The sequence below is a fragment of the Rhizobacter terrae genome, from assembly GCF_003852895.1.
Lineage (GTDB): Bacteria > Pseudomonadota > Gammaproteobacteria > Burkholderiales > Burkholderiaceae_C > Albitalea > Albitalea terrae.
The window spans coordinates 439,603-461,803 of sequence record NZ_QUSW01000004.1; the positions used below are offsets into that span (position 1 = coordinate 439,603).

The following is a 22,201-nucleotide window of genomic DNA, read 5'->3' on the forward strand; positions in this document are numbered from 1 at the left end:
GCCGCATGAACCCGCTGCTGGCCAAGCTCCACCCCTATCCCTTCGAGCGGCTTCGCGCCCTCACCCGCGACATCACGCCCAATCCTGAGTACAAGCCGATCAGCCTGGGCATCGGCGAACCGCGGCATCCCACGCCGGAACTCATCAAGACGGCCATCGTCGAGAACCTCAAGGGCCTGGCCTCGTACCCAGCCACGGCGGGCGAGCCCAAGCTGCGCCAGGCGATGGTGGACTGGGTGACGCGCCGCTACGGCGTGGTGCTGGACCCGGCCACGCAGGTGCTGCCGGTGAACGGCTCGCGCGAGGCGCTGTTCGCCTTCGCGCAGACGGTGATCGACCCGACCAGGCCCGGCGCGACCGTCGTCTGCCCCAATCCGTTCTACCAGATCTACGAGGGCGCGGCGCTGCTCGCCGGTGCGCAGACCGCTTTCGCCAACAGCGACCCGGCGCGCAACTTCGCCGCCGACTGGGACGCCATCCCCGAGGAGACCTGGGCCCGCACCCAGCTCATCTTCGTGTGCTCGCCGGGCAACCCCACCGGCGCCGTCATGCCGATGAGCGAGTGGACGAAGCTCTTCGCGCTGTCGGACAAGCACGGCTTCGTCATCGCCTCTGACGAGTGCTACTCCGAGATCTACTTCCGCGACGAGCCGCCCCTGGGCGCGCTGGAAGCCGCCCTGCAGCTGGGCCGCAACGACTTCCGCAACCTGGTGGTCTTCACCAGCCTGTCCAAGCGCAGCAACGTGCCGGGCATGCGCTCGGGCTTCGTGGCCGGTGACGCGGCCATCCTCAAGAACTTCCTGCTGTACCGCACCTACCACGGCAGCGCGATGAGCCCCACCTGGCAGCAGGCCAGCGCCGTGGCCTGGAGCGACGAGCAGCACGTGGTCGACAACCGCGAGCAGTACCGCCGCAAGTTCGCGCAGGTCACGCCGCTGCTGTCCGAGGTGCTGGACGTTGCCCTCCCGGATGCGGGTTTCTACCTCTGGGCCGGGGTGTCCCGCCTTGGGGTTGACGATGTGGCCTTCGCCCGTGGATTGCTGGCTCAATACAATGTGGCGGTGTTGCCGGGCAGTCTGCTGGCGCGCGAAGCCCACGGCGTGAATCCGGGTGCCGGACGCATCCGCATGGCGCTCGTGGCCGAAACCGACGAATGCCTGGAAGCGGCTCAACGAATCGTTGCCTACGCCCGGTCCCTGGGCGCCTGAACCCTCTCCCCCTCAACCACCCCACCCATGACCCAGCAGCTCCAATCGATCATCGAACTCGCGTGGGAGTCCCGCGCGACGCTCAACACCACCAACAGCCCCGAAGTCCGCGACGCGGTCGAACACGTCATCGCCGACCTGAACAAGGGCCGCATCCGCGTGGCCGAGCGCCAGGGCGTGGGCCAGTGGACGGTGAACCAGTGGGTGAAAAAGGCGGTGCTTCTGTCGTTCCGCCTGAACGACAACCAGCTGATGCATGCCGGCGAGCTCGCCTTCTTCGACAAGGTTAGACCCAAGTTCTCGCACCTGTCGGACGAGGAAGTGCGCGCCAGCGGCGTGCGCATCGTGCCGCCGGCCGTGGCCCGCCACGGCTCCTTCCTCGGCAAGAACGTGGTGCTCATGCCCAGCTTCGTGAACATCGGCGCCTACGTCGACGAAGGCACGATGGTGGACACCTGGGCCACCGTCGGCTCCTGTGCGCAGATCGGCAAGAACGTGCACCTGTCCGGCGGCGTGGGCATCGGCGGCGTGCTGGAGCCGCTGCAGGCCAACCCGACCATCATCGAGGACAACTGCTTCATCGGCGCCCGCTCGGAAGTGGTCGAAGGCGTGATCGTCGAGGAGAACTCGGTGATCTCCATGGGCGTGTTCATCGGCCAGAGCACCAAGATCTTCAACCGCGAGACGGGCGAAGTCACCTACGGCCGCGTGCCCTCGGGCTCGGTGGTGGTAAGCGGCAGCCTGCCCAGCAGCGATGGATCGTGCCAGCTGTACTGCGCGGTGATCGTCAAGCGCGTGGACGCGCAGACCCGCTCGAAGACGAGCATCAACGACCTGCTGCGGTCATGACCCACCCCCGAGGCGCCTCCGGCGCTTCCCCCTCAAGGGGGCGCCGCCAGCGGACCGGCAAAGCCGGATCCGCGGCAGCCGCTTGATGACGCGATGAGGATCTGTCGGCTGCGCCTCCTGATCTTTATCGCGGCGTGGCTGGCATGCCCGGCCCAGGCCGCCGACGTTCTGCGCGTGCTGGCCTGGCCAGGCTACGCAGACCCGGACATCGTCAAGGTGTTCGAGCAGCGCCACAAGGTGTCGGTGCAGGTCACCGTCGTCAGCTCCGACGAGAACCTCTGGGACCGCGTCAGCGCCAACAAGGGCGCCGACTTCGACGTCTTCGCGGTCAACACCGCCGAGCTCAAGCGCTACCAGGATGCCAGCCTGGTCGTGCCGCTCACGCTGGCCAACATCCCGAACATCGCCACGCAGCAGCCGCGCTTTCGCGACCGCCAGGCCATTCCCAACATCGCCCGCGGCAGCGATGTATACGCCGTGCCCTACACCTACTCGGAGATGGGCATCATCTACGACCGCCAGCAGGTGAAGTCGCCGCCGGACTCCATCAGCGCGCTGTGGGACCCGCAGTACAAGGGCCGTGTGCTGGCCTTCGACACCGGCGGCCACAACTTCTCCATCGCGGCGCTGTCGCTGGGCCGCGCCAATCCCTTCCAGCTCGACGAAGCCGGCTACAAGGACGCCACCGCGCACCTCGTGGCCCTGCGCCGCAACGTGCTCACCTTCTACAGCCTGCCCGAGGAATCGGTGCAGCTCTTTCGCGACCACAAGGTGGCCCTGCTCTTCGCCAACTACGGCACGCAGCAGGTGCAGCAACTGAAGAAGGCCGGCGCGGACATCGGCTACGTGATTCCCAAGGAAGGCGCACTGGCCTGGCTGGACTGCTGGACGGTGACGCGTGGCGCGAAGAACCGGGCGCTCGCCGAGGCCTGGATCGACTACATGCTGGAAAAGCCGGTCGGGCAGGCTCTGGTGGAACGCCAGGGCCTGGCCAACACCGTGGACACGAGCCCCAGCGCCGACCGCAGCAACAAGATCATCTGGCTGGAGCCGGTGGAAGATCCCAACCGGCGCTCCTCCATCTGGGCGCGCATCATCTCGGGCGACCGGCTGGTTGCGCTGGACAAGCCGTAGCACAGCCACCATGAAACTCGGCCTGCACATCCGCCTGGGCGCCTTGCTGGCGGCCTTCGGCGTGCTGGCCACCGGCTTGACGGGGCTGTACTCGTACACGCAAAGCCGCGAGCTGCTGGTCAAGGCGGCCGAGCGGGACCTGATGTCGTCCGTGCAGATGTTCTCGCGGCGCTTCGCGACTGCCGTGCACAACATCAGCGACGACGTGCGGCTGGTGGGCGAACTGGAGGTCACCCGCAGCATTCCGGCCTCATCGGGCGAGCTGGCCGAGGCGGGCAAGACCTCGCTGGCCGACACCTTCCACGCCCTGCTGCGGGCCAACCCGGCCTACTTCCAGGTGCGGCTGATCAGCGCCCGCGACCATGGCCTGGAGCTGGTCCGCGTGGACCGCGAAGGCCAGGGCACGGTGCGTGTGCTGGGCGACATGCTGCAGGAGAAGGCGCACTTCCCCTACGTCTTCAATGCGCTGGCGCTCAAGCCCGGCGAGGTGTTCCTGTCCAAGATCGGCGTGAACCACGACGTGGGCTCGCACGCGGCGCTGAACCGCCCGGCGATGTACATCTCCAGCCCCGTGACCACGCCTGACGGCATGGCGCTGGGCCTGGTGGTCATCACCGTGGACATCACCCGCGTGTTCGACGAACTCAAGGCGGACCTTCCCACCTACCGCAAGCTCTTCATCGCCAACGAGTGGGGCGACTACCTCGTCCACCCCGACCCGGCGCAGGCCTTCGGCTTCGACCAGGGCCGGCGCGTGCTCATCCAGGAGAGCATCGCGCAGGTGCAGCCGCTGCTGGACGGCAAGGCGCAGCAGGTGCTGGCCCAGGCGGAGCTGGGCGACAAGCCCGAGCCGGCGCTGGGTGCCTTCATGCGCATGCCGCTGGGCCGCGACGAGATGCGCAGCTTCGTGGTCCTGGGCATCGCCGAGCCGCTGTCGGAGATCCTCGAATCCACCCGCACGCTGGCCCGCACGACCTTGCAGATCGTGCTGGGCTTCAGCGCGATCGCCATCGTGCTGGCGCTGTTCGCCGCCCGCGTGGTGACCCGTCCGCTCAACCAGATGACGCAGGAGGTGCGGCGCTTTTCCAGCGACCGCCCGGTGGGCGATCTGCCCACGCAGCGGCAGGACGAGATCGGCGAGCTGGCCCGCGGCTTCGACGAGATGCAGCGGCGCATCTCGCTGACCATGTCCGAGCTGGACGCGAGCCGCACGCACCTGGCCCACATGGCACGGCACGACAACCTCACTGGCCTGGCGAACCGCTCGGTGTTCATCGACCGGCTGGAGCACGCCATCCTGACGGCCAAGCGCAGCGGCGGCTGCCTGGCGGTGCTCTTCGTGGACCTGGACCGCTTCAAGCACATCAACGACACCTACGGGCATGGGGTGGGCGACGTCGCACTCGTGCAGGCCGCGAGATTGCTCACGAGCAGCGTGCGCGAAGTGGACACCGTGGCGCGCTGGGGAGGCGACGAATTCGTTATCCTCCTCGAAGCCATGGACGAGGAACATGAGGCCCGGCGCGTCGCCCAGACCCTGCTGGACCGCTTCGGCCGGCGCATGGACGTCAGCGGCCATGCACTGGACCTGGGCGTGAGCATCGGCATCAGCATGTACCCCCGGGATGGCTTCGAGGCCTCGGAACTCATCCAGCGGGCCGACGAAGCCATGTACCTGGCCAAGCACCGGCAGGGCAATCGTTACAGCGTGTTCGGCAACGAAAGCCTGACATGATTGAGGGTGGAACCACATTGAAGGACGAAACATGAGCGGCAACATGGAGCGCGTGCTACGCCTGATGGCGGACAAGGGCGCGTCGGACGTGTACCTCTCGGCCAACACGCCGATCCTCATCAAGATCAACGGCCAGATCCTGCAGCTGAGCGACCAGCCGCTGACGCACACCCAGCCGCGGCAGCTGCTGTCGGAGCTGCTGAGCCCCTCGCAGCTGGAAGAGCTGGACGACACCGGCGAACTCAACGTGGGCGTGGGCCTGGCCGGCGTGGGCAGCTTCCGCCTGAGCGGCTTCAAGCAGCGCGGCTCGGTCGCGGCGGTGCTGCGCTGCATCCCGCACCACATCCCGGCGCTGGAGACGCTGAACCTGCCGCCCCTGCTCAACACCCTCGTGCTGGAAAAGCGCGGGCTCATCCTGATGGTGGGCGCCACCGGCACCGGCAAGACCACCACGCTCGCCTCCATGCTGGAGCAGCGCAACCAGCAGCTCGCCGGGCACATCCTCACCATCGAGGACCCGATCGAATTCCTCTTCGCCAACAAGAAGTCGGTGGTCAACCAGCGCGAGGTGGGCCGCGACACGCAGTCGCTGCAGGTGGGCCTGAAGAACGCGCTGCGCCAGGCGCCGGACTGCATCCTCATCGGTGAAATCCGCGACCGCGAAACCATGACCGCGGCCATCTCGTATTCACTGTCGGGCCACCTGGTGCTGTCCACCCTGCACGGCAACAACAGCTACCACGCACTGGGCCGCATCCTGTCGTTCTACACGCCGGAGTCGCGCCCTGCCCTGCTGGCCGACCTGGCCTCAGGCCTGCGCGCCATCGTCTCGCAGCGCCTGGTGCGCGCCACGGCCGGCGGCCGCGTGCCGGCGGTGGAAGTGATGCTCAACACCAAACTCGTGTCCGAGCTGATCGAGCAAGGCGACTTCAACGGCGTGAAGGAGGCGATGGAAAAGTCGCTGGCCGAAGGCTCGCAGACCTTCGAGCAGGACCTGGCACGCCTCATCACCCAGGGTGTGATCACCCGCGACGAAGGCCTGGCCTTCGCCGACTCGCCGACCAACCTGATGTGGCGCCTGCAGAACGACATGAGCCCCGTGTCGCGCGTGGCCGCCAAGAAGGAAGAATCGGACGACCAGCCGACCTTCACCGAGATCACGCTGGACGTGCGCCCCGATGAAATCAACACCCGCAGCGCCGGGCTCTCGCCCTACTGATTTTCTTGCCCGATGTCCCGTACCCTGCAGTTCACCGAGCAGCTGATTGCCTGCCGGTCCATCACGCCCGATGACGGCGGTTGCCAGGCGCTCATCCAGGCGCGGCTGAAGCCCCTGGGCTTTTCCTTCGAGACCATCGTCAGCGGGCCGGACGACTTCCGCGTGACCAACCTCTGGGCCGTCCGCCGCGGCAGCGACGCGAAGGCGCCGGTGCTGGCCTTCGCCGGCCACACCGACGTGGTGCCCACCGGACCGCTCGCGGCATGGCGCAGCGACCCGTTCGTGCCCACGCACCGCGACGGCAATCTCCATGGCCGCGGCGCAGCGGACATGAAGACCTCCATCGCCGCCATGGTGGTGGCCATCGAGGAGTTCGTGGCCGCGCAGGCGGCGCATCGCGGGTCCATCGCCTTGCTCATCACGAGCGACGAGGAAGGCCCCGCCGTGGACGGCACGGTCAAGGTCGTCGAATGGCTGAAGGCCCGCGGCGAACGGCTGGACTGCTGCATCGTCGGCGAACCCACCTCGGTGGAGCGCGTGGGCGACATGGTGAAGAACGGCCGACGCGGCAGTCTCTCGGGCAAGCTCACCATCAAGGGCGTGCAGGGGCACATCGCCTATCCGCAGCTTGCGAAGAACCCGATCCACCTCGTGTCGCCCGCACTGGCCGAGCTGGTGGGCATCGAGTGGGACCGCGGCAACGACTACTTCCAGCCCACGAGCTGGCAGATGTCCAACATCCACGGCGGCACGGGCGCGACCAACGTGATCCCGGGCGAGCTGGTCATCGACTTCAACTTCCGCTTCTCGACCGAGTCCACGCCGGATTCACTGAAGAAGCGCGTGCATGCGGTGCTGGACAAGCACGGCCTGGACTACGACCTGGCCTGGACGCTGGGCGGCGAGCCCTTCCTCACGCCGGTGGGCAGCCTGAGCCAGGCGGTGTCGTCGGCCATCGAGGCGGAGACGGGCGTGAAGACGCAGCTGTCCACGACGGGCGGCACGTCGGACGGGCGATTCATCTCCAAGATCTGCCCTCAGGTGATCGAGCTGGGCCCGGTGAACGCCACCATCCACAAGATCGACGAACACGTCCGCGTGGCCGACATCGAACCTTTGAAGAACATCTATCGCCGGACGATGGAAAATCTGCTCTCATGACTCTGATCGACTTCATCACGGCTGAAGCCGCCCGCCTCAAACAGGCGGGCGTTTCTTTTGGGCACGGCACGACCAACGCCTTCGACGAGGCCGCATGGCTGGTGCTGTGGGCGCTGGGCATGGACCTGGACGAGCTGGAGCCTCATGCGAGCAAGGTGCTCACCGCCGAGGAGCAAGCCAAGGCCAGCGCCCTCGTGCAGCAGCGCATCGATACGCGCAAGCCCGCGGCCTACCTCACCAAGGAGGCCTGGCTGCAGAACGTGCCCTTCTACATCGACGAGCGCAGCATCGTGCCGCGCAGCTTCATCGCCGAACTGCTGGCCGACGGCGAGCAGACGGGCGAACTGGATTCGTGGCTGTCCGACCGCACGAGCAAGGTGCTGGACCTGTGCACCGGCAACGGCAGCCTCGCGGTGATCGCGGCCATGGCCTACCCGGACGTGGTGGTGGATGCCGCGGACATCTCCGACGACGCACTGGCAATTGCGAAGATCAACGTTGACAGGCACAAGCTGGGCAAGCGCATCACGCTGGTCAAGTCGGACCTGCTGGCCAACGTGAAGGGCCCGTACGACCTCATCGTCTGCAACCCGCCCTACGTGAACGCCAGGAGCATGGGCGAGCTGCCGGAGGAATACCGTCACGAGCCCGCGCTGGCCCTGGCCGGTGGCGACGACGGCATGGACCTCGTGCGCAAGATCCTGCGAGACGCGCCGGCCAAGATGACGCCCGATGCCGTGCTGGTGCTGGAGATCGGCAACGAGCGCGCCCACTTCGAGCACGCCTTCCGCCGCCTCGAAGTCGCGTGGATGGAGACCAGCGCCGGTGCCGACCAGGTGCTGCTGGTCACGCGCGACGCGCTGGCCCGCTGGAGCCGCGCATGATCACCTTGCGAGACATCACGCTGCGTCGCGGCGTGAAGGTGGTGCTGGACGCCGCGTCCGTCACCTTGCAGCCCGGCGAGAAGATCGGCCTCGTGGGCCGCAATGGCGCCGGCAAATCGTCGCTCTTCGCGCTGCTGGCCAACCGCCTGCATGCGGACTCCGGCGACGTGGACATGCCCCCGCGCTGGCGCATGGCCGAGGTCGCGCAGAACATGCCCGAGACCGACGACGGCGCGACCGACTTCGTGCTGCAAGGCGACATCCCCCTGATGGAGGCCCAGGCCGCGCTGGCCAAGGCCGAGGCGGCCGACGACGGCCACGCCATCGCCGAAGCCCACCACGCCATCAGCGATGCGGGCGGCTTCGACGCCCGCGCCCGCGCACAGGCCATGCTGCTGGGCCTGGGCTTCAAGATCGACCAGCTCGATGCGCCGGTGAACAGCTTCTCCGGCGGCTGGCGCATGCGCCTTCAGCTCGCCCGCGCGCTGATGTGCCCGGCCGACCTGATGCTGATGGACGAGCCCACCAACCACCTGGACCTGGATGCCCTGGTCTGGCTGGAAGCCTGGCTGCAGCGCTACGAAGGCACGCTCATCGTCATCAGCCACGACCGCGAATTCCTGGATGCGATCACCCGTGTCACGCTGCACCTGGACGACGCCAAGCTCACGCGATACGGCGGCAACTACACAGCCTTCGAGGAGATGCGTGCCGAACGCATGAGCCTGCAGCAGGCCAGCTACGCCAAGCAGCAGGAAAAGATCGCCCACCTGCAGAAATTCATCGACCGCTTCAAGGCCAAGGCCAGCAAGGCCAAGCAGGCGCAAAGCCGAGTGAAGGCACTGGCACGGATGGAAAAGCTGGCGCCGGTGCTGACGGCGTCGGATTTTTCTTTCGAATTCCGCGAGCCGCAAAGCCTGCCCAACCCCATGCTCGCCATGCAGGACGTGGTGTGCGGCTACAAGACCGACGCGGGCGACAAGATCATCGTGCGCGACGTGAACCGCTCGGTGCTGGCGGGACAGCGCATCGGCATCCTCGGTGCGAACGGCCAGGGCAAGTCCACGCTGGTGAAGACGGTGGCGCGCATGCAGCCATCGCTGGGCGGCACCGTGACCGAAGGCAAGGGCCTGGCCATCGGCTACTTCGCGCAGCAGGAGATGGACGTGCTGCGGCCCAACGACACGCCGCTCAACCACATGATCCGCCTGGCCCGCGACGCCGGCCCGCCGGGACGCGAGCAGGACCTGCGCAACTTCCTCGGGCAGTTCCGCTTCGAGGGCGACATGGTGAACCAGCAGGTGGGCACCCTGAGCGGCGGCGAGAAGGCCCGGCTGGTGCTGGCCATGCTCGTGTGGCAGCGCCCCAACCTGCTGCTGATGGACGAGCCGACCAACCACCTCGACCTGGACACGCGCGAGGCCTTGTCCATGGCCTTGAACGAGTTCGAGGGCACCGTGATGCTGGTCAGCCACGACCGCGCGCTGCTGCGCGAGGTGTGCGACGAGTTCTGGCTGGTCACCCAAGGCGGCGTGACGCCTTTCGATGGCGACCTGGACGACTACCAGCGCTGGCTGCTGGACACGGCCAAGGAACAGGCCAAGGCCGTGCGCGAAACGGCCGTGGTCGAGAAGCAGGCGGCGGCGTCATCGGGCAACCGCAAGGAAGACCGCAAGGCCGCCGCGCTGGCCCGCCAGCAGAAGGCCGAAGAGGTCAAGCCGCTGCGCAAGGAACTCAACAAGGTGGACAACCGCTTGGGCGTGCTGTTCGCGGAGCGCGACCAGATCGAAGAGCTGTTCGCGCAGAACACCTTGTCGCCCGAGGCATTGGCCGACAAGGGCAAGCGGCTGAAGGTGGTCACCGACGAGATCGAGGTGCTGGAAGGCCGGTGGCTGGAACTCAGCACCAAGATCGACGAGATGAGCTGAACGCGAGCTCAGCGCAGCCAGCGCCCCGGCATCCAGACCCAGCCCGCGCCGTCGTGCCGCCAGACCCAATGGCCGGGCACCCAGTAGTGGGCGGGTGATGGCGGCGGCGACACGGTCTCCACCACGATCGCCGGCATCGGCGGCACGAGGTCGGGCACCCACTTGCCGTGCACCCAGGCCCAGTCGTGGCCTTCCCACTTCCAGTGGCCGGGCACCCAGTTCCAGCCCACCGTCGGCGGCGCGCCGCGCTCTTCGTGGATGGGTGCGGGAACGCGCATGATGGTCGGCTGCACGACCACCTGCTCGCGCACGACCACGCGTTCATGCGTTGCGCAGCCGGTGATTGCCAACGTGGTGACGAGGCCGATGATGCTCATCAAGGCCGTCGCTGGCCGAGCCGGTGCCAGGGGCACAGATATTTTCATGGACATGCTCCGTGTCGTGAGGGTTCAAGTGCTTCACGAACGGCACGCGCCGCAGCATCGTTGACCCCGCCCTCACGCGAGCGAAGAGGAATTTTCTGAGGAGAAGCTGACGCCACAACACGCGGCGCAGGCGCTCAGTGGCCGGTCAGCCAAAGTGTGGATGATCGCCCGACCCACTCCCATGAACTGGCAACGAAATCGATTCCTGCGGCTGGTGCGCGCTCGGCCGCGGGTGTTCATCGCCACCTTGGCGAGCATCGCGGTGTCGCTCCTGCTGCCCACCAGCATCGCGAGCCACACGGTCACGCGGCTCTTGATCGCGTGGAACTTCGGCGCCTTGCTGTACGTGCTGCTCGCCGGCGTGATGATGATGCGCTCGTCGAGCCAGCACATGCGCCGGCGCGCGCAGCTGCAAGACGATGGACAGATCGTTCTGCTGGTGCTGGTGGTGGTGTCCGCGGTGGCGAGCCTTGCGGCGATCGCCACCGAACTCACGGTGGTGAAGGACATGCACGGCTGGCTCAAGATCGCGCATGTCTCGCTGGCCGGCCTCACGGTGCTGTCGTCGTGGGCGTTCATCCAGGTGATGTTCACGCTGCACTACGCGCACGACTACTACGCGGCGGTGTGCCACGGCCGGCCCGCAGGCTTGCAGTTCCCGGATGAAGAGCAGCCCGACTACGGCGACTTCTTCTACTTCTCATCGGTGATCGGCACCTCGGGCCAGACAGCCGATGTGTCCTTCGCGACCAAGCCGATGCGGCGCATCGGGTCGGTCCATTGCATCCTCGCCTACTTCTTCAACACGACCGTGCTCGCGCTGCTGATCAACATCGGCGCGAGCATGCTCTGAGAGCGGCGTCGTGCGCATCGTTTTCCGCTGCGACCCGGCGCTCGTGGATGTGCTTCCGCCACCGGTGCCCGCCCGGGATGCCATGCCCACCTGGCTCAAGGAGATGGCGCCGCGCATGGACAGCGCGCTGCATGCACGGCCGGTGCGCACGCTCAAGCAATGCCCGCCCTTTGTTGATGCGATGCGCCACGGCTTCATGATCCTGCTGCCTTGCGACGTGCAGGTGAGCGGCGGTCGCTTCTCATGGAACTGGGACTGCCCGCCGAGCAGCGTGGACTGCATGCCCCGCTCGCCGCTGTCGTTCCACGTGCATGAGCAACTGGCCGGCAGCCCGCAAGGCCGCGCCGGCCAGGCGGCGATCAAGTTCAACAGCTTCTGGACGATCGAGTTGCCGCCCGGCTGGTCGCTGTACTGCACCCACCCGGCCAATCGCGACGATCTGCCGTTCCGGCTGCTCAGCGGCGTGGTTGATGCCGACCGCTTCTTCGACGCCGGCATCAACTTCCCGGCGGTCTGGACTGATCCGCACTTCGATGGGACCTTGCCCAAGGGAACGCCAGTCGCGCAGTGTTTTCCGGTGTCGCGCGAAAGTCTGGCGCTCGATTGCCAGCCCTTCGATGCTGCAACGGCAGCGCGCTTCACCGACACCGTCACCCACATGCTGGAGACGCCGGGCGTCTATCGCAAGCGGTACCGCGTCAAGCGCTGAGCGCTGGGGCTTGTGCCTGCAAGGCCTCGACGGCCTGGTCCGTGCGCAGCCACAGGCAGCCGCAACGCTCGGAACTGAGCGCACCCAGGATGCGCGGCAAGGCCGATGGGTCCTCGCGGTTGGCACGTCCGAAGTGCCGCATGGCGTCGTCAAGCGAGCCCAGTTGCTGCTCGATGATGCCCAGGTTCAGGCGAGCACGCCCATGCTGCGGATGCAGGGCCAGCAACTGAAGGAGGGCATGCCGTGCCTCGTCCAGCGCGTGCAGGTCTTGCTGCACCAGCGCCAGCGCAAACCAGCTCTCGCAGGCGGTGGGCACCAGGGCCACACAGCGCTCGAAGGCTTGCCGTGCACCGGTCATGTCGCCGGCCGCATGGCGTGCGCGCCCGACTTCGTGGCACAGCTGCGAGGCCAGTTCGACGGAGGGGCCATGATCCGGGCGCAGGCGCAGCGAGGCTTCGATGGCCTGCAGCGCCTCGTCCAGCGAGCCGCGGGACCGCAGCAGCACCGCTTGCAACTGCAGCGCGCCCGGGTGCGCGTGGCGCCGCACGATGGCGTCGCACAAGCGCAAGGCACCGGCAGCGTCACCGCCATTGAACAAGGCAATGGCCGCGCCAAGGTCCTGCTCGATGCCCATCGATCTTCTCAGGCGTGGTGATCCGCCTGGCCGATCACTTCTTCGCGGGCTGCGACGCCGCTTCCCGGCGTTGCTGCCGGGCTTCCTTCTTCAAGGCCTTCGCCCGCTTCTGCTTTTCACGGCGGATGCCGCGGTCCTTGTCTGCGCTCATGGGTGCTCCTGGAGTGAGTGGATAGAGGCCGATGTTGTACCACCGTTATGGAGGCCACCAGACGCCTGCGCTACGCCCTGGCGAAGACCAGTGTCGAGTTGGTCCCGCCGAAGGCGAAGGAATTGCTCACCGCAAAACCGAGGTTGCTGGCTGGCACGCCTTCGCCCAGAACATGGCGCAGGCCGGTGCAGGCGGGATCGAGGTCATGGACTCCACGCGTGGGAGGAATCTCCTGACGCCGAAGGGCCATCACGGTCAAGAGTGCTTCGAGCGCGCCAGCGCCACCGAGCAGGTGGCCGTGCGCGGCCTTCGTCGAACTCACATGCAACCGAGCCGCGCTGTCGCCCCAGACCTGCCGCAGTGCCTCGCATTCGACGGGATCGCCGGCGACAGTCGCGGTGCCGTGTGCGTTGCAGTAGCCGATGTCGGACGGAAGCAACTGCGCCGAGCGGAGCGCAGCCTGGAGAGCCGCCACCTGGCCGCGGACATTGGGGTTGGTGAGATGCGCGGCGTCGCAGCGCACTGCGCTTGAAACGAGCCACGCATGCGGCTCCCGCTGGGCCTCGGCAAGGTCTTCTTCTCGACGAAGCACCAGGAAGGCGGCCCCCTCTCCGAGGACCAATCCGTTGCGGTCTGCGGAGAAAGGACGGCAACTGCCTTGCACGTCATCGGCGCGAGGCGGCGCCAGCGTGCGCAACGCCTGCCATGCCGCCACGGTGCCGCGCACCAGCAACGCTTCAGCACCGCCGGCAATGGCGACGTCGACCTCGCCGCGCCGCAGCGCGTGCGCCGCCTCCGCGATCGCCACGGAACTCGATGCGCAGGCGACGGCATAGGTGACCACGGGTCCGAGAATGCCGCAGTGCATGGCGATCACCGCCGCAGGACCGTTGACCATGCCGGCCGGCACGGTCAGCGGCGGAACGCGGGTACCGCCGTACATCGCGGCGTAGCCCGTGTCGATGGTCGATGCGCCACCCAGGCCGGTGCCCACGTACAGGCCGACACGTTCGCCGTCGCCGATCTCGGACAGCCCTGCATCTTCCAGCGCCCGGGCTGCTGCGCTCAAGGCCATCTGGCTGACGCGCTCGGTGCCCACCTGCTGCAGCTTGGTCAGCACGGTGGCGGGGTCGAAGTCGACGCTCGCCGCCGCGATGTCGGGCAAGCCTTCGAAGCTCATGCGCCGGACCGCGCCCTCGCCGCGCATCAGGCGCTGCCACGCCGCGTCAACATTGTCACCCAGGGGGCTCACGAGCCCCAGGCCGGTCACCGCGATCCGCGAGGGCTTGGCCCGCATGGTCAGGCTGCCTTGGTGGCGATCAGTCCGTCCAGCAGGGTGGCCAATCCCGTCAGGTTGGTCACGCTGGTGGCAGCTTCATCCGGCACGACGACGTGGAAGTTGTCTTCAATGGCGAACAGGAGTTCAGCCAGGGTGAGGGAATCGAGGTTGTAGCTGTCGAACGCGGCCTCGGCATCGATCGTCGCGGGATCGATGTCGAACTGCGCTTGAATGAGTTGCTTGAGTTCTTCGACGGTATTCATTGTTCAGACGGAGGAGGCGCCCGACACCATCAGTGGCTTTCCGTTCGCGGACAAGCTGCTGTTGCGTGAGGCAGGCACTGACAGCGACCGAACGAACGCCGCCAGTTCATCGGCGACCTCCTTGCGGTCGTTGTCGGCGGTGATCATGTGGTAGCTGTTCTCCAGCACCTTCAGTTGCAGTGACTCCGGCCGCATCGATGCGAGCGCCTGGCGCACGCTCGCCAGCCGGCAGATCTCGTCGTCACGCGCATGCAGCGCGAGCGTGGGCAGGTGAAGGCCGGCCAGGACCGAGCGCGCATGTGCCGACAGCCGCTCGCTCTCGCGAACGACCTGCAGCGACACCTCGGCGGGCCCCACGACGCTCGCGCTGGTCTTGTCCTGCAACTGCGTGCGGACCATTTGCCGCATGCGCTCGTTCTTCAGGCCAAAGGGAGAGCGCTCGCGCATCACGTAGCGGTGCTCAAGGCGCAGGAGATAGGCGAGGTGGCGAAACCCATACCACCACGGCAGCGACCAGCCGTCGTATGAAAACAGGGGCGACAGCAACGCGAGTCCCACCAGCCCTGCATGACGGCGCCGCGATGCCACCGCGAGGGCCAGCATGGCACCGGTGCACAGGCCGCCGAGCACGATGGGTTCATTGGAACTGTCGAGTACCGCATCGACTCGGGCACACGCCGCGTCGACCCAGTCTTGCCAGCGCGCGCGATCGGGCATGGTGCCATGCGTGTAGCCGTTGACGTCGAGCGCATCGAAGCGCACGCCGGCGCGGCGCAGCGGATGCACGAGCAGTCCGAATTCCTTGGATGAACTCGCAAGTCCGTGGAAGAGAAGCAGTCGCGGCATCGTCGAAGGACGGCGCGAATTCATCGGAGCAAGACCTCGATGCGAGACGAACATGGCGAAGGAATGATCGAGATCAGCGGCCGAATTGAAGCCTAGAATTATTTCATGTCCTCGCCGTTTCGGCACCGTCAGGCACCGCTCAGGAACGAGTCGGTACCACTCGATTCGAGACCCCTCCAAGCCCCTGCACACCATGCCGATTCCCACGCGAACAGGCCCATGCCTCAAGCCTCTTTCGCATGGGGCCCTGTGGCTGTTGATCGCTGCATCGGCGGGTTGCAGCTCGCCGCTTCGCGCGCCTGAGTTGAAGGCGCAAACACCTGCAGCATGGCGCGAGACAACGGCGTCTGCAGAAGCGGCGAAGGTCGTCGAACCCGACCTCGATCAATGGTGGCGAGCTTTCGGCGACGAGCAGCTCGATGCATGGGTCATCCGCGCCAGGGGCGGCAACCTGAGCATCGCCGCAGCGGCACAACGAGTCCGCGCAGCGCGTTCGATGCTGCAGGCCTCGCAAGCCGGCGCCTCCCCTGTGCTGCGCTTCGACACCTCGGCCATTCCAAGCCCTGACAGCCGGCGCAACTACTTCATTGCGGGGTTTGACGCGCAGTGGGAAGCAGGCTTGTTCGGCCGCACCGCTGCCGAGATCGATGCGGCGCAAGCGGACGCGCAGACCGCGTCGGCAGACCTGAAGGCGGCCCGCGTGGCCGTGGTCGCGGAGGTCGTGCGCACCTGGCTTGGGTGGCGCCATTCAGCATGCCGTCAGGCGTTGCTGGCTGACAGCGTGTCCGTCCAGGAACGCCGCCTGGCACTGTGGCAATCGCGCGTGTCCGTGCGCCAGGCCTCGCAGGACGACGTGGCCCGTGCGCGGCGCGAGCTCGAGCAGTTGCGTCTCGAGGCGTGGGAAGCTTCGACCGTCGTGGCGGGAATCCGGTCGCAGATGGCGGTGCTCGCTGGAGACCACAACGCCACGGGCCCCGACACGCTGCCCTGCACCCGCTTCGATCTGCCGGCGGTGCGAATCTCGCAGTTGCCGGCAGACATCATTCGCACACGGCCCGACATCCAGCGGGCCGAGCATCAGGTCATGAAGGCCTTCGGTTCGGCCCGTGAGGCCGAGGCCAACCGTCATCCGCGCCTCTCGCTGAACGGCACCTTGAGCGTGGCCGTGCCGCTGAGCGGGGCGGGTTCCACCAGCCACGGCATTCTTTCTGCGGCGCCCTTCGTGGACATTCCGCTGTTCGATGCCGGTGCGCGCCAGGCGGTGTCGCAGGCGCGCCTGGCGCAGATGCAGGCCGCCGTGCTGGACTATCGGCAGAGCGTGCTCGAAGGCATCGCCGAGGTGGAATCGGCCATGGCCTCGCTGAGCACGCAGCGTGAACGCCGCGAGCGCCTGTCGGCCATGGAACGGGATGCGGAACAACTGGCCCTGCGCGCCGAACAGCGCTTTCGCCTGAAGCAAGCCGACCGATTCGACCTGGAGGATTCGCAGGAAGCCTTGATCAAATCGCGGCTGGCGACCCTCGATGCCGAACTGGCACAACAACTCGCCTTTGTGCGGCTCTACAAAGCACTGGGCGGCGCGAATCCAATGGCCGACGAAGCACGCGTGCAAGCCATGCGAGACGCCGGCTGATGCGCGCCAAGGTCGCGCTCGCGCGAAAGACGCTCGTCCACGAGTGGAGGCGGTTTGCGCCGGCCACCTTGTCCGTCGCGTTCTCCGCGCTCCTGCTGCTCGTGCAGACCGCCCTCGTGCTCGGCATCTTCGGCAGTGCCGCCGTGTTCATCGATCGATCGGGCGGTGACCTGTGGATCGGCGCGCCCGGAACGCAAAGCGTCGAACTGGGCCGTCCGCTTCCCGCGGACACCGACACCTGGCTGCGGATGCATCCGCAGGTGCGTTCGCTCGAACCATTTCTCTGGGTCGATGCCGACTGGCGATCCGGCACCGGCCGAGGTGCCGTGTCGGTGTCGGTGTCGGGCATTGCCACCAAGGCAGGCAGCGTGATGTTCTCGCGGTCCATTTCAGACGACATGCGGGCACGGCTGGCCGAACCCGAAGGCGTGATCGTGGAACGCGCGGACCTGGCCAAGCTGGGCGTGGACACCGGTTCGCGCGTGCAGCTCAACGGCCACAGCGTGCGCGTCGTCGGCATTGCGACGGGCCTTCGCGCACTTGGTGGCGTGAACGTGCTGGCATCGGTCGACACGGCACGGCGGATCCTTGGAAGCCCGCCATCGGACGAACGGAATACCTACTTCGTGGCGACGCTGCGCGAACCCGCCAAGGCTGTGCAGGTGCGGGCCCAACTCGATGCCGACGGACAGCGACACGGCTACCAAGCGTGGACGCGGGCCGAGTTCTCTCGCCTGGCGATTTTCTACTGGATGTTCGAGACCGGCGCCGGCCTGGGCGTGCTCTTCCTGTCGTGCATCGTGTGTGTCGTGGGCATCGTCATCACGAGCCAGTCGCTCATGGGCGCGGTGGGTGGATCGGTGAACGAATACGCCACCCTGCACGCGCTGGGCGTGGGGATGGGCTCGCTCAAGCGCGTGGTGCTGGAGCAGTCGGCCTGGGTCGGTGCCGCCGGGCTGCTGATGGGCATCGCCGCGACCGCTGCGGCGCTCTGGCTGGCAAGCCGCAACGATGTGCCGGTGTCGCTCGACGGGTGGGCGGCCTTCGCCTGCATCGTCGTCGTCATGGGCATCTCGCTGCTCTCGGGCCTGGCCGCGACACGCGTGCTCCGCCGTGCCGACCCTGCCACCTTGTTGCGCTGACGTCGCAACCTCCAGCCCACGCCATGGAACATCCCGCCATCCAAGCCACCGGCCTGTGCAAGTCGTACCGCAGTGGCAAGCTCCAGACGCCGGTGCTTCAAGGCTTGTCGATCGAGATCGCGCCCGCGCAGCTGACGCTGGTCGAAGGCCCCTCGGGCTGCGGCAAGAGCACGCTGCTGGCGCTGCTGGGTGGCCTGCTCAGGCCGGATGCAGGCGAGGTGACGGTGCTCGGCAACGAGCTGTGGCGAATGTCGCCCCGGCAGCTCGAACAATTCAGGCTGCGGCACACGGGCTTCATCTTCCAGGGGTTCAACCTGTTCGGTGCCCTGTCATGCCGGGAGCAGGTGATGCTTCCGCTGGGCTACCTGGGCATCGACCCCGCGGCGGCCCGGCGCCGTGCGGATGAAGCCCTGGAGGAGGTGCGCATGAGTGCGCGCGCCGATCTGCGCCCGTCGCAGCTGTCGGGCGGAGAGAAGCAGCGCGTGGCGATCGCCCGCGCCCTGGCCAAGCGTCCGCAGCTTCTGTTCGCCGACGAACCGACCAGCGCGCTCGATGCCGCCAACGGACGACAACTCATCGAGCTGCTGCATTCGATCGCGCGCCACCATGGCACCGCGATTCTTTGCGTCAGTCATGACCCGAGACTCATCAAGGAAGGCGACCGAGTGATGCAGATGGAAGACGGCCGCATCGTCAGCGACACGAGCCCGACCGCGCTGGAGGCGGCAACCCCATGAAGACCAACGCCAACACATGGCTCATGCGCCGCGTCGCGTCCACCGTGGCCACGGGACTCGTGTGCGCACTGGCGGCGGCATGCACTCCGGGACCCGAGGCATCGCAGGCCCCGGCCCCGGCTGCAGCCACGGTCGAGGCTGTGGCCCAGGCCAAGGGCCGCGTGGATGTGGAAGGCGGCGTCCAGCGCATCGTTGCGCCGCGCGAAGGCGTGATCGACAAGGTGCTCGTCGACATCGGCGACGAGGTGGCCGCGGGCCAGGTCGTGGCCCACCTCGCCACGAAGAAGGCGGAGCTTGCCGTGGCCCTGGCCCAGGCCGAGCTCGATCAAGCCCTGGCGCGAGTGAGTGCGCAACGCGCCCGCCTGCCCGCGCTCAAGGAGCGGTCGCAGCGCATGCGGGACGCCGCAGCCGCGGGCGCGCAAAGCGGGCAGATGTCCGACGATGCAGCAGCGGCCGTGCATGAACTCGAAGCGGACATCGCAGCGCTAGAAGCCGCCGCCCAGGTGGCACGCCGGCAACGCGATCTGGCGCAGGAGGCGGTCCTGTCGTCGGCCGTTCGCGCGCAGGCCGCCGGACGCATCGTCGAACGGTTCGCGCACGTGGGCGACGGCGTGAACGCCGCGGCGCCGTTGTTCAGCATCAAGCCGCCGCGGCCCCTGGTCGTGCTGGCCGACCTGAACGAAGAGCTGGTGGATCGCGTCAAGCCGGGAACGCGTGCGGAGATCATCCTGTCGGGCGCGGACGCAGCCAGCCACACAGCGCAGGTCATCCGCATCGGCGAGGTGTTCGGGCCGGCTCGCCTGGGCGACGAGTCACAGCCCGCCGTGGATGCCAGAAGCGTCGAATGCGTGCTCAGGCTGGACGACCAGGCCCTTCGCATCGGCCAGCGGGTTCGCGTCAGGTTCCTGCGATGAGAATGGACGTCCATCGCCTGTCTGCACCGGGTGAATCGGGAGAGGACTTCCAATGATCAAGCGTCAAACCATCGCCGTTCTCGTGGGCCTCGCAGGATCCTTGTGCGCCCATGCGGACGAGCAAGCCACCCGCCCCTGGAAACTGACCCTCGGGAACTACCACTACAGCGACGGCTCGGACGGCCGCGACACCAACCTGCGCTGGCGCCGCGACGACACCAGCGTGTGGGTCGGCGCCTACCATGACCCGGCATTCGGCAGCCAGGTCCGCACGGGGTTCGACACCTCGATTTCCCTGGGCGGCACGGCCCAGCTCCAGCCGTCGTTGCAGGCGGCCTCGCGCGGCTTCTTCGGCGGGAGCCTGAACCTGCAGGTGGGCGACCCGTGGTTCGCGGTCGTGGGTTGGGGCCGCACGAACCTGCGTCCGTACTTCAACCTCAACTTCGACCCGAACGATGCCATCACGCTCGGGGTCGGCTGGCACGGTGACGGCGGACGCAGCCTGATGCTGTCCGTCATCGCCGACGACCGGCTGCATACCGGCCAAAAGGACTGGCACCTGTCGGGCCGCTGGCCCGTGCGCGACGACTGGCGGCTGACCCTGGACCTCATGCGCAAGACCGGCATGGGTGACGAGGCCGAGGTGCGGGCCTGGGGCTGGAGTGCCACGATCGACTTTCCCGCATGGTTCATTCGCGTTGCGCGGGATCCCAACCAGAACTTCTCTGCGGTGGATGCGACACGGGTTGCTGCGGGCCTGCGCTTCTGAGCGTCTGGCGCGACACGGGTGCCGCGCTATGCAGGCCTCACGTAGTCCACCGCGAAAGCGCGCTTCGCACCGTCTGGAAAAACGACCGTGACCTCCTCACCCGCCACGCGGTCCACCGTTCCATCGCCGTAGCGAGGAACGCTCACGCCATCGCCTGACTTGAACGCAGGTTCGGCCAGGGCCGCAGGTGCAGTGTCTTCAGGCGCGCTCGCCGCGTCCTCTGCCGGCCGCAGGCAGTTGTCGCAATGCCCGCAGCGCTCGCCTTCCATCAAGGGCTCGTCGAAGTACTCCAGCAGCACGCGCCAACGGCAGAAGCCCGTCTGTGCATAGAACACCAGGCGTTCCAGCGCTTCCTGGTCGCGCTCGGCCTTGTCTTCGTAGGCCTGCGCCAGCTCGCGCAAACGGGGCATGTCAGCCGGCTGGCCGTTCTTGAGCGACCACGCGCGTGAGCGATTCGCCGTCGCGACGCCGCCGTCTCGCAGCAGCTTGAGTGCGACCGTCACGCGGTTGTGGTTGAGGCCGTGCAAAGGCGCGGCAATTTCATCGAGATGCAGCGGATGCGGCGCCGCGCTGAGCACCGCGTGCACGGCCTGCAGGTCGTCCGAGGTCGGATAGCGCTTGGCGAGGAAGAACTGCTGCACCTGCTTGTCCTTGCGCAGGAAGAGCAGCACGCAATCCGCCGGCTGGCCATCGCGCCCGGCCCGTCCCGCCTCCTGGTAGTACGACTCGACATTGCCCGGCATCTGGTAGTGGATGACGAAGCGCACGTCGGCCTTGTCGATGCCCATGCCGAAGGCGTTGGTCGCGACCATGATGCGTGACTCGCCATTCATGAATCGGTCCTGGTTGTCGTGCCGCTCGGACGCGCCGAGCTTGCCGTGGTAGCGGGTCACGTCCAGCCCCGACGCGGAGAGGCGATCGTGTATTTCCTCGCATGCCTTGACCGTCGCCGTGTAGACGATGCCGCAACCCTGCACCTTGGCCAGCACCTCGCGAAGCTGCGTGAACTTCTCGTCCTCGCGCGTGGACTGCACCACCTGGAAGTGCAGGTTGGGCCGGTAGACGCCGGTGCTGACGACGTGCATCCGCGGCCGGCCCAGCTGCTGGCGGATGTCTTCCATCACGTCGGAGATCGCCGTGGCGGTCAGCGCCAGCACCGTCGGCTTGCCCAGTTGCTCCAGCGCGTGGCTGATCTCCAAAAAAGCGGGCCTGAAGTCGTGTCCCCACTGTGAGATGCAGTGCGCCTCGTCCACCACCAGCAGCGCGATCTTCTGCCGCTGCATGGCCTGGATGAACGCGTCATCCGACAGCCGTTCAGGCGTGGCGAAGACGATGGCTGTCTGCGACTGCGCAATGCGGTCCATCGCCTCGTCCTGTTCGCGCCGCGGCAAGGCGCTGTTGAGCTGCACCACGGCGACGCCCGCGCGTTCGAGCTTGTCGGCCTGGTCCTTCATCAGCGAAATGAGCGGCGACACCACGAGCGTGATGCCGTCCAGGTGAAGCGCAGGCAGTTGGTAGCACAGTGACTTGCCGGCGCCGGTGGGCATCACGGCCAGGGTGTCCTGCCCCTTGAGCACCCGGCTGATCACCTGCTGCTGGCCGTCGTGGAGGCGAAAGATTCCGAATGTGTCACGCAGTGAGCGGCGCACGGCGTCTGGGATGACGGGAGCGGTCATGCCGTCTTCAGGCAACCGGGGTGCCTGGCCATCCCACAACCTTTTCGCGAAA

21 protein-coding genes are annotated in these 22,201 nt (G+C 67.2%); 15 read left to right on the forward strand and 6 right to left on the reverse strand.

Features of this window, described 5'->3' with window-relative positions; genetic code table 11:
* Positions 1-5: 5 nt before the first annotated feature.
* The 8 genes from dapC to DZC73_RS16815 all read left to right on the forward strand — a co-directional run bounded on the left by dapC (position 6) and on the right by DZC73_RS16815 (position 10,118).
* Positions 6-1,208, forward strand: coding sequence for a succinyldiaminopimelate transaminase (gene dapC, locus DZC73_RS16780; RefSeq protein WP_124541495.1), 1,203 nt, complete (start codon positions 6-8; stop codon positions 1,206-1,208).
* Between the two features lie 27 nt (positions 1,209-1,235).
* The gene (gene dapD / locus DZC73_RS16785) at positions 1,236-2,057 is read left to right on the forward strand and encodes a 2,3,4,5-tetrahydropyridine-2,6-dicarboxylate N-succinyltransferase (RefSeq protein WP_124541496.1); all 822 of its coding nucleotides are present in this window, start codon (positions 1,236-1,238) and stop codon (positions 2,055-2,057) included.
* A 93-nt stretch (positions 2,058-2,150) separates the two neighbouring features.
* Positions 2,151-3,191 carry an extracellular solute-binding protein gene (locus DZC73_RS16790; protein ID WP_124541497.1) on the forward strand — a complete coding sequence of 347 codons (1,041 nt, stop codon included), beginning with the start codon at positions 2,151-2,153 and terminating at the stop codon, positions 3,189-3,191.
* A gap of 10 nt (positions 3,192-3,201) precedes the next feature.
* Positions 3,202-4,926, forward strand: coding sequence for a diguanylate cyclase domain-containing protein (locus DZC73_RS16795; protein ID WP_124541498.1), 1,725 nt, complete (start codon positions 3,202-3,204; stop codon positions 4,924-4,926).
* A 31-nt stretch (positions 4,927-4,957) separates the two neighbouring features.
* Positions 4,958-6,145 (forward strand): PilT/PilU family type 4a pilus ATPase, encoded by a 1,188-nt coding sequence (locus tag DZC73_RS16800; RefSeq protein ID WP_124541499.1) that lies wholly within the window; start codon positions 4,958-4,960, stop codon positions 6,143-6,145.
* 12 nt (positions 6,146-6,157) lie between these two features.
* Positions 6,158-7,306 carry a succinyl-diaminopimelate desuccinylase gene (gene dapE, locus DZC73_RS16805; protein WP_124541500.1) on the forward strand — a complete coding sequence of 383 codons (1,149 nt, stop codon included), beginning with the start codon at positions 6,158-6,160 and terminating at the stop codon, positions 7,304-7,306.
* Positions 7,303-8,190 carry a 50S ribosomal protein L3 N(5)-glutamine methyltransferase gene (gene prmB / locus DZC73_RS16810; RefSeq protein WP_124541501.1) on the forward strand — a complete coding sequence of 296 codons (888 nt, stop codon included), beginning with the start codon at positions 7,303-7,305 and terminating at the stop codon, positions 8,188-8,190. The genes dapE and prmB overlap by 4 nt, the downstream gene beginning before the upstream one ends.
* A complete protein-coding gene (locus DZC73_RS16815) occupies positions 8,187-10,118 on the forward strand; it encodes an ABC-F family ATP-binding cassette domain-containing protein (RefSeq protein WP_124541502.1) in 1,932 nt (643 codons plus the stop codon). The genes prmB and DZC73_RS16815 overlap by 4 nt, the downstream gene beginning before the upstream one ends.
* Positions 10,119-10,126: 8 nt before the next feature.
* Here DZC73_RS16815 and DZC73_RS16820 read toward each other — a convergent pair whose 3' ends face one another.
* Positions 10,127-10,495: a YXWGXW repeat-containing protein gene (locus DZC73_RS16820; RefSeq protein ID WP_161974620.1), complete on the reverse strand. Its 369-nt coding sequence runs from the start codon at positions 10,493-10,495 to the stop codon at positions 10,127-10,129.
* 229 nt (positions 10,496-10,724) lie between these two features.
* On the opposite strand from DZC73_RS16820, the gene DZC73_RS16825 reads away from it, so the two are divergent.
* Together DZC73_RS16825 and DZC73_RS16830 are read left to right on the forward strand one after the other, a co-directional pair.
* A complete protein-coding gene (locus DZC73_RS16825; protein WP_124541504.1) occupies positions 10,725-11,396 on the forward strand; it encodes a DUF1345 domain-containing protein in 672 nt (223 codons plus the stop codon).
* A 10-nt stretch (positions 11,397-11,406) separates the two neighbouring features.
* A complete protein-coding gene (locus tag DZC73_RS16830) occupies positions 11,407-12,105 on the forward strand; it encodes a hypothetical protein (RefSeq protein ID WP_124541505.1) in 699 nt (232 codons plus the stop codon).
* Here the strand turns inward: DZC73_RS16830 and DZC73_RS16835 are convergent.
* The 4 genes from DZC73_RS16835 to DZC73_RS16850 all read right to left on the reverse strand — a co-directional run bounded on the left by DZC73_RS16835 (position 12,095) and on the right by DZC73_RS16850 (position 15,485).
* Positions 12,095-12,739, reverse strand: a complete 645-nt coding sequence (locus DZC73_RS16835; protein WP_124541506.1) for a tetratricopeptide repeat protein — start codon at positions 12,737-12,739, stop codon at positions 12,095-12,097. The two genes, DZC73_RS16830 and DZC73_RS16835, sit on opposite strands and share 11 nt — an antisense overlap.
* A gap of 221 nt (positions 12,740-12,960) precedes the next feature.
* The gene (locus DZC73_RS16840) at positions 12,961-14,187 is read right to left on the reverse strand and encodes a beta-ketoacyl-[acyl-carrier-protein] synthase family protein (protein ID WP_124541507.1); all 1,227 of its coding nucleotides are present in this window, start codon (positions 14,185-14,187) and stop codon (positions 12,961-12,963) included.
* Between the two features lie 2 nt (positions 14,188-14,189).
* Positions 14,190-14,432 (reverse strand): acyl carrier protein, encoded by a 243-nt coding sequence (locus DZC73_RS16845; RefSeq protein ID WP_124541508.1) that lies wholly within the window; start codon positions 14,430-14,432, stop codon positions 14,190-14,192.
* Between the two features lie 3 nt (positions 14,433-14,435).
* A complete protein-coding gene (locus DZC73_RS16850; protein ID WP_124541509.1) occupies positions 14,436-15,485 on the reverse strand; it encodes an alpha/beta hydrolase in 1,050 nt (349 codons plus the stop codon).
* Positions 15,486-15,582: 97 nt separating this feature from the next.
* On the opposite strand from DZC73_RS16850, the gene DZC73_RS16855 reads away from it, so the two are divergent.
* The 5 genes from DZC73_RS16855 to DZC73_RS16875 are packed head-to-tail and all read left to right on the forward strand — an operon-like array spanning position 15,583 to position 20,473.
* Positions 15,583-16,911, forward strand: coding sequence for a TolC family protein (locus DZC73_RS16855; RefSeq protein WP_161974621.1), 1,329 nt, complete (start codon positions 15,583-15,585; stop codon positions 16,909-16,911).
* Positions 16,911-18,053, forward strand: a complete 1,143-nt coding sequence (locus DZC73_RS16860) for an ABC transporter permease (protein ID WP_124541511.1) — start codon at positions 16,911-16,913, stop codon at positions 18,051-18,053. The genes DZC73_RS16855 and DZC73_RS16860 overlap by 1 nt, the downstream gene beginning before the upstream one ends.
* A gap of 23 nt (positions 18,054-18,076) precedes the next feature.
* The gene (locus DZC73_RS16865; protein ID WP_124541512.1) at positions 18,077-18,790 is read left to right on the forward strand and encodes an ABC transporter ATP-binding protein; all 714 of its coding nucleotides are present in this window, start codon (positions 18,077-18,079) and stop codon (positions 18,788-18,790) included.
* The gene (locus DZC73_RS16870; protein WP_124541513.1) at positions 18,787-19,704 is read left to right on the forward strand and encodes an efflux RND transporter periplasmic adaptor subunit; all 918 of its coding nucleotides are present in this window, start codon (positions 18,787-18,789) and stop codon (positions 19,702-19,704) included. The genes DZC73_RS16865 and DZC73_RS16870 overlap by 4 nt, the downstream gene beginning before the upstream one ends.
* A 52-nt stretch (positions 19,705-19,756) precedes the next feature.
* Positions 19,757-20,473, forward strand: coding sequence for a hypothetical protein (locus tag DZC73_RS16875; protein ID WP_124541514.1), 717 nt, complete (start codon positions 19,757-19,759; stop codon positions 20,471-20,473).
* A gap of 26 nt (positions 20,474-20,499) precedes the next feature.
* Here DZC73_RS16875 and DZC73_RS16880 read toward each other — a convergent pair whose 3' ends face one another.
* The gene (locus DZC73_RS16880; protein ID WP_124541515.1) at positions 20,500-22,149 is read right to left on the reverse strand and encodes a RecQ family ATP-dependent DNA helicase; all 1,650 of its coding nucleotides are present in this window, start codon (positions 22,147-22,149) and stop codon (positions 20,500-20,502) included.
* Between the last annotated feature and the right edge of the window lie 52 nt (positions 22,150-22,201).